This is a genomic window from Curvibacter sp. T50, from assembly GCF_057219955.1.
Map to the genome: position 1 here is coordinate 464,964 of NZ_JBXVVU010000002.1, position 6,956 is coordinate 471,919.

At 66.3% G+C, this 6,956-nt stretch carries 8 protein-coding genes; 3 read left to right on the forward strand and 5 right to left on the reverse strand.

Features of this window, described 5'->3' with window-relative positions:
- Positions 1-87: 87 nt before the first annotated feature.
- On the forward strand, positions 88-1,290 hold the full coding sequence (locus AC2EBU_RS11540) for a serine hydrolase domain-containing protein (RefSeq protein ID WP_484610560.1): 1,203 nt from the start codon (positions 88-90) through the stop codon (positions 1,288-1,290).
- 134 nt (positions 1,291-1,424) lie between these two features.
- On the opposite strand, the gene AC2EBU_RS11545 is transcribed toward AC2EBU_RS11540, so the two are convergent.
- The 3 genes from AC2EBU_RS11545 to AC2EBU_RS11555 all read right to left on the reverse strand — a co-directional run bounded on the left by AC2EBU_RS11545 (position 1,425) and on the right by AC2EBU_RS11555 (position 3,638).
- Positions 1,425-1,745 carry a P-II family nitrogen regulator gene (locus AC2EBU_RS11545; protein WP_484610561.1) on the reverse strand — a complete coding sequence of 107 codons (321 nt, stop codon included), beginning with the start codon at positions 1,743-1,745 and terminating at the stop codon, positions 1,425-1,427.
- Positions 1,742-2,680, reverse strand: a complete 939-nt coding sequence (locus tag AC2EBU_RS11550; protein WP_484610562.1) for a sodium-dependent bicarbonate transport family permease — start codon at positions 2,678-2,680, stop codon at positions 1,742-1,744. The genes AC2EBU_RS11545 and AC2EBU_RS11550 overlap by 4 nt, the downstream gene beginning before the upstream one ends.
- A gap of 124 nt (positions 2,681-2,804) precedes the next feature.
- Positions 2,805-3,638, reverse strand: coding sequence for a helix-turn-helix domain-containing protein (locus AC2EBU_RS11555; RefSeq protein WP_484610563.1), 834 nt, complete (start codon positions 3,636-3,638; stop codon positions 2,805-2,807).
- Between the two features lie 107 nt (positions 3,639-3,745).
- Here AC2EBU_RS11555 and AC2EBU_RS11560 point away from each other — a divergent pair, with 107 nt between their 5' ends.
- Together AC2EBU_RS11560 and AC2EBU_RS11565 are read left to right on the forward strand one after the other, a co-directional pair.
- On the forward strand, positions 3,746-4,033 hold the full coding sequence (locus tag AC2EBU_RS11560; protein WP_484610564.1) for a DUF2834 domain-containing protein: 288 nt from the start codon (positions 3,746-3,748) through the stop codon (positions 4,031-4,033).
- Positions 4,034-4,209: 176 nt separating this feature from the next.
- Positions 4,210-5,139, forward strand: a complete 930-nt coding sequence (locus AC2EBU_RS11565; protein ID WP_484610565.1) for a porin — start codon at positions 4,210-4,212, stop codon at positions 5,137-5,139.
- 115 nt (positions 5,140-5,254) lie between these two features.
- Here the strand turns inward: AC2EBU_RS11565 and AC2EBU_RS11570 are convergent, their stop codons facing one another.
- Positions 5,255-5,512, reverse strand: coding sequence for a DUF3297 family protein (locus AC2EBU_RS11570; RefSeq protein ID WP_484610566.1), 258 nt, complete (start codon positions 5,510-5,512; stop codon positions 5,255-5,257).
- Positions 5,513-5,766: 254 nt separating this feature from the next.
- Positions 5,767-6,471 (reverse strand): hypothetical protein, encoded by a 705-nt coding sequence (locus AC2EBU_RS11575; protein ID WP_484610567.1) that lies wholly within the window; start codon positions 6,469-6,471, stop codon positions 5,767-5,769.
- Between the last annotated feature and the right edge of the window lie 485 nt (positions 6,472-6,956).

Consider the following 6,956-nt stretch of genomic DNA (forward strand, 5'->3'; position numbering starts at 1 on the left):
GGCGCCGGGGCCCGGTCGGTACAAGTGCTCATTCGCCGGTGGCGACACAGGCGCAGAATCGGGCCCTTCATGCACAGGAGACCCGAAGTGAAGTTCAAAAAAATCACCCTTGGCGCGCTTGCCGCCGCGGTCATCGCCGGCTCGACCGGCTGCGCCAGCCTCGACAAGGAAACGCTGGGCCTGCTGGCCGCGTTGCCCACCAACCGCGACGTGCTGTTCTGGAGCCAGCCGCAGCGCGACGCCGCGTTCCGCGCCATGGACCGCCTCTCCCTGCTGGCCAAGTGGAACGACGTGCCCGCCGGCGGCACGCCCTCGGCCTTGCCACCCGGCCCGCCGCTGAAGTTGCCGATGGATATGGACGCCTACATGGCCGCGCAACGCAGCGCCGCCGTGCTGATCGTGCACAAGGGCGCGCTGCGGCTGGAGCGTTACGGGCTGGACTTTGATGCCAAGGGCCGGTGGACGAGTTTCTCGGTGGCCAAGTCGGTCACCTCCACCCTGGTGGGCGCGGCCGTGCGCGACGGCCACATCAAGAGCCTGGACGACAAGGTCAGCCAGTACATCCCGGAAATGAAAGGCTCGGCGTATGACGACGTCAGCATCCGCCAGTTGCTGACCATGACCTCTGGCGTGAAGTGGAACGAAGACTATGGCAACCCCAACTCCGATGTCGCCCGCTTCAACAACCACCAGCCCGAGCCCGGCGTGGACGCGCTGGTGAGCTACCTGCGCAAACTGCCGCGCGAGGCGCCCGCCGGCACCCGCTGGCTCTACAGCACCGGCGAGACCAACCTGGTCGGCATCCTGCTGGCCCGGGCCACCGGCAAACCCCTGGCCCAGTACCTCTCCGAAAAAATCTGGCAGCCCGCCGGCATGGAACAGAAAGCGACCTGGATCCTGAGCAAGACCGGCCAGGAAATCAGCGGCTGCTGCATCCAGGCCGCGCCGCGCGACTGGGCCCGCTTTGGCCAGTTCATCCTGAACGGCGCCGCCGTCAAGGGCCAGCCGATCGTGCCCGCCGACTGGCTGGCCGCCGCCACCAGCAGCCGCACACCCATCGGACAACCCGGCCGTGGTTACGGCTACCAATGGTGGACCTACGACAGCGGCGACTTTGCGGCGCGCGGCATCTTCGGCCAGGGCATCTTTGTCGACCCGCGGCGGCAGCTGGTCATCGTGACCAACGGCAACTGGGCCGGTGGCGCCACCGACCCGGCCGCCAGCCCTGCCCGCGAAGCCTTCTACCGGGCGGTTCAAAAAGCCGTGGACGACGAGGTTGCCGGGCGCTGACGGGCGGGGGCCGGCGGGTCACGCCGGTCCCGCGCTCCCAACGGCGGCTTCCGCGCATTTTTCAAGCCTTTCCGGCCAATACCCAGCGTAAAAAGGTCATTGGATGCTATGAATCCAGGACCGAACGGGTGCCCTCAGAACTTCCCCGGCCGCAGCACTTCCACCTCGGACAGGGTGGCCACCATCGCGTAGTTGGCGAAATAGCGCGCCTGCAGGTGCGCCAGCAGGGTTTCGGCCTGGGCGCGGGCGCAGATCACCTCCACGCGGATGTTGCGGGCCTCGTCCCAGGCAGCGTCGCGCACGCCGCGGCTGCCTTTGCCCCGCGCGTCCGAAATGGTGTAGCCGCCGATGCCCAGGCGGTCCATGTCACGCACCAGCAGGGGCTCCACCGCGGCTTCGCTGAACAGGGTCAGCAGGGTGCGGCGCTCGGTGTGCAGTGGGGCGGCGTTGGTCATGGCGTTGCTCCGGCCAGGCGGCTGGCCATCCAGTGGTACAGCGGGATGCCCGCGACGATGTTGAACGGAAAGGTCACGCCCAGCGCGCCGGCCAGCGACACGGCCGGGTTGGCCTGCGGCACCGCAATGCGCATGGCCGCCGGCACCGCGATGTACGAGGCCGAGGCCGCCAGCGTGGCCAGCATGGCCGTTCCGCCCACCGACAGGCCCAGCAGCCAGCCGGTGCCCAGCCCCAGGCCGGCCGACACCAGCGGCATGCCAATGCCGAACGCGATCAGCGACAGGCCGCGGCGGCGCAACTCGCCCACCTGGCGGCTCACAATCAGGCCCATTTCCAGCAAAAACAGGGCCAGAATGCCCTTGAACAGGTCAAAGTACAGGCCGCTGATGGGCTCCAGCCCTGAGGGCCCGGCCGCCCAGCCGATGGCCATGCCCCCCAGCAGCAGCGTCACGCCCTTGCCCAGAAAGGCTTCGTGGCCCAGCGCCTTCCAGTCGGTGTCCTTGTCCACGCCACGCGCGAGCACGATGCCCACCAGAATCGCCGGCACCTCCATCACCGCCAGAATCACCGCCATCTGCGGCTCCACCGGGATGGCCCGCGCGGCAAACCAGGCCGCGGCCACGGCAAAGGTGGCCACGCTGACCGAGCCATAGTGCGCGGCGGTGGCGGCGGCGTTCGGGCGGTCAAAGCGGAACAGCCAGCGCAGCACGGCAAAAGCGATCAGCGTCTGCACACAACCCAGCACGATCACGGCCCCGATCTGCGGCACCAGCGGCGCCAGCGGCTGGGTCGCCAGGCCCTGGCCGCCCTTGAGGCCGATGGCCAGCAGCAGAAAAATGGTCAGCGAGTCGTACAGCGCGCCGGGCAGCTTGAGCTCCGAGCGCAGCAGCCCGGCGGTCAGGCCGAACAGGAAGAAGAGGATGACGGGGTCCATGGCGGGTGTTGCTGCCTGTCGGGCCGAAACGGCCCAGGCATTGCGAATCGGCCCCGATTGTGCCGCCGTCCGGCGGGCCGCGATGGCAAGCCCCGCGGCGCGGACGGGAAAACGGCGACGCCGGTCATGCCCCGGCGGGCGGCGCGGGCGGTGGCACCTGGGCCTGCAACACGGCCCGCGTGGCGGCATCCGCCGCAAACAGATGTTCCACCTTCAGGGACGCCAGGGTGATGTCCTGCGGCGTGCCAAACGTGGTGAACATGCGGAAAAAGGCCAATTCCCCCCACGGTGAGGCAAAGCGCAGCGTGAGCAGCGGCGGCGGGCGTCCGGCGTCGGCGCCCGGCGGCACCGGGCCTTCAAGGCGCTGTCGCAGCAAAGCCTCGAACGCCTCGGCACGGCTGGCCAGCTCGGGCTGCCAGGTCGCCTCGGCGCGCAACTGGGCCAGAAAGGCCGGGCCGGCCTCGCGCAGGTTGACCAGCGGCCGCGTCAGCCCCATCGGGTGGATCAGCATGTCCACCAGGTTGGCAGGCCCGCCGTTGGCAGACTCCAGCACCTCGGGCGGCATCAGGGTGGCGGCCAGCCACTGGCCGCCCCGATTGAGCTGCAGCAGGTTCCACTGCGCATCGAGAATCAGTGCGGGCATGGGCTCGTGGGCCATCAGCAGTTGCTGCAGTGCCCCGCGGGCGGCGGCCAGGTCGGGGTCGTCCCAGCGTGTCGCGCGATAGGGCGGCGCAAAACCGGCTTGCAACAGCGCCGTATTGCGAAGCGCCAGCGGGGCCTCCAGTTCGCCCAGCCAGCGGGTCAGCAGTTCGCGGCTCGGGCGGGCGCGTCCGGTCTCGACAAAACTCACATGGCGCTGCGACACGCCCAGCCGCAGCGCGAGCTCCAGCTGGCTGATGCGACGCGCCCGGCGGGCTTGCTGCAAGGTGTCCGGCAGGGCGGCGGGTTTCCAATCCATCACCGCATTCCATCACAAAGTGACGGCGTCCTGACTACCTTCTTGGTAATTGCAGGAATTACCTCCTGTCCGGAAACTGGCCGCTTTTGACTTTCAACGGAGATTCCATGCCCCGTCTGCTTGTGGCGACCATCCTGGTGCTGTTCGGTGCGTTGACCGCTGTGGCGCTCTGGCATCACGGTTATTGGGGGATTTTTGACACCATGCTGCAAAGCTGGGCGGGCATTCAGGTGCTGACGGACCTGACGATCGCATTGGGACTGGTGCTGGTCTGGATGTGGCGCGACGCCAGGTCCAGCGGACGCACCGTCTGGCCCTACATCGCCATCACCCTGGCGGCCGGGGTGTTCGGGCCGCTGCTGTACCTCGTGACCCGCAAGCCCCCGGCGCCCTGAAGCGCGGCCCCCGCGCCTTGCGCAAACCGGCTGCCATGCGTCGGTCGATTATTGTGCTGGACGCAATAGTCATTGTGAAAATTGCACTTCACTGACAACCGGCCACGGGCCATCATGGCGGCCGTGGTGCAGCGTCCGGTTCCAGCCGGACGGCACACGAACCGACCGGAGACACCATGGCAAACCAATCGAAACACTTCTTCTCCTGGCTGGCAGCCGCCGCCGCGCTGGCCTGTGCCGGCACCGCAGCCGCCCAGTCGGCGGTCACGGTCTACGGCGTTGCCGACGTGGCCGTCGGCAAGGTCACCGGCCAGTCGACCCGCCTGTTCAGCAGCGCGACCCAGAACAACGGAACCAGCCGCTGGGGTCTGCGCGGCACCGAAGACCTGGGAGGCGGCCTGAAGGCCTCGTTCAACCTCGAAGCCGAGATTGGCATGCTCAACGGCGCCGCAGCGGCCAACCTGTTTGCCCGCGCCGCCAACCTTGGCCTCAGTGGCGGCTTCGGCACCGTGAGGGCCGGGCGGGCGCTCACCCCAAGCTGGACCGGCGTCATGGCCTGGGAGCTGACGGCGTCGGCGAACTATGCCGTCGTCAACAGCCAGTTCGGCTACGGCGGCGCCGGATCGCGGGACAACGCCATCCTGAGCTACACCACACCCACCTGGGGCGGCCTGAGCATCACGGCCGGCCACATTCTGGCGGGCAACAACAACAACCTGTCCAAGACCGACCTGAACCTGATCTATCGCAGTGGCCCGCTGTCGGCCTCATTGGTCTACAACAAGGTGGAGAAGGCGAAAAGGAACTGGGCCGCCGGCGCGCGGTACCAGTTTGACGGGTTTGCGCTGGCCGGCAGCGTGCAGGATGCACGCGGAGGCGCCCGGGGCAAGGGCTTCACCATCGGCGGGTCCATGCCCCTGGGCGCAAGCACCGTGACGCTGGACCTCGCCCGGGACACGGTGGCCAAGGATACCGACGCGGTTCTGGAGCTCAAGTACCCGCTGTCCAAACGCACCATGGTCTATGGTGTGCTGTTGCGCAACGGCGCCGGCAAGGCCGCCACCGATGTCAACTCCACGGTGCTGGGCGTGCGTCACAACTTCTGAGTGTCGGCGGCGCAGCGCGTCGGCGCTGCGGCACGCGGGTTCGTTCTCCAAGCTTGATGCCGCCAGTCCGGCCGACGGACCGGCGGCACTTTTTTTGCGCGGCGCCGGGGCGGTTCTACCGGTAAAACGCTTCCACCGCGCCCTTGAGCGTGATCAGCAGCGGGCGGCCCTTGCGATCGACCGTCTTGCCCGCGGGCACCTTGATCCAGCCACCGCTGATGCAGTATTCCTCCACGTCGAAGCGCTCCTTGCCGTTGAAGCGGATACCGATGTCATGGTCAAACACCGCGGCCACATGGTGCGGGCTGCGCGGGTCCACACACAGGCGGTCAGGCAGGGCGGGGCGGTCGTTTGGGGCGGGTGCGTCGGTCATGGTGCGCAAGCGGGAGCAGAAAAGGGCTCGATTGTCGCCGATGGGGACGGCCTTTCCGGTGCGGCAGGAACTATTGAACCGATAGCATCATCCGACCATTTATCGCTGGGTATGGGCCAAAAACACCCGAAATTTGCCTGCCAGACGCTGCCAGACGCTGCCAGCGTGCCATCGGCGCCGTGGCGCCCAACGTTCGAGGTGAGGCGGGACCGACGGCTTGCCGTTGGGCCTCTCCTCAACCGAGGGGTTAAGCATCACTGCGGAACCTCCACGACCTGGCCGAATGGCGGCTTGTAGAGAAGTATCTTGTCGAACGGACCCTTGCCGAGACGAAAATCAGCGGGCAGCACGAGTTCCTGGTCCTGAGCTGGATCCATAAAGTCAACGATTAGCAGAAGCCAGTACTCGTCACAAGGCATGTAGTTGCAAACCTTTCCGGACTTCTCGGTGACGACGGCTCTGAGGCGGCTAGTGTCGAGGTTTGGAACAGTGAAAACCTGTTGCGCGCGCCATTGCGCATCGGGGTACTCAAGTCCGTTGCAGTAGACGTACCTCAGCCCTTCTGCGTTGCCTGAAAGTTCACCAACCAACTGCACCGGGCCGGGTGGGAACTCTTTGGCAAGTGTGGCTAAGCGTTGAGCAGAGGTCTCCACATCTACGATAGGCTTTGCAGGATCAAAGTCGACCCACAGTTCGATGGGCCTTCCCCCATGGACCGTATGCAAGGCCTGCGCTCGCGCGAGAACCTGAGTTCTCCGTGCTGTCTGCACTTGTTCGCTGCTGCTGTCGGTTCCGTCCTTGAGGTACAGACGCGCGAGTTCAATGCCTAAGAGACGCTCTCCTTTGAGTCGTACATCCGGCTTATCGTCGTACTCGACGCTTGACTCGGGCAATGAATAGTGTTTTCGAAACTGCTCGAAGTAAAAGTATTCAATCTGACGCGGAGTCGCGCGAATCATGTATGGGACGCCTGACTTGTGATTTACCCGACCGAACACCGGATACCCACAGCTGAGGTCGCTAAACGAAGTCGCATGGCATCCCTGAAATATGTACCCTGCCCGCAAGCCTACCGACCCCGAACGCCGCTGTCTACCCGCCGGGTGCTGTTCCATTGCGTGCGTGCTTCGCCAGGGCACGCGAAGGTTGCCATGGTTTCACTCCTGCGGCGATAGCAAAAAGCGACCTTTTCCCGCTGGGTATGGGCCCAAAACGCCCTGAAACACCCCTAGCGCACCCCCAACCCTCCCCCAAGACGCCACTAACCCCGCCGAGTCATCCTCGGGCGGGGTGTTTGGGTGAGGCCGGCGCGGCCGGCCTGGGGTGTCGGAGGCTTTGGGGCGGCTTACTTGGCCTTGATCACCAGGTTGACGATGTCGGAGTAGACGCCGGCAATCGCCTGCGCATCGCCGGCAAAGCTCACCGTCAGCTTGCCCTGGCGGTC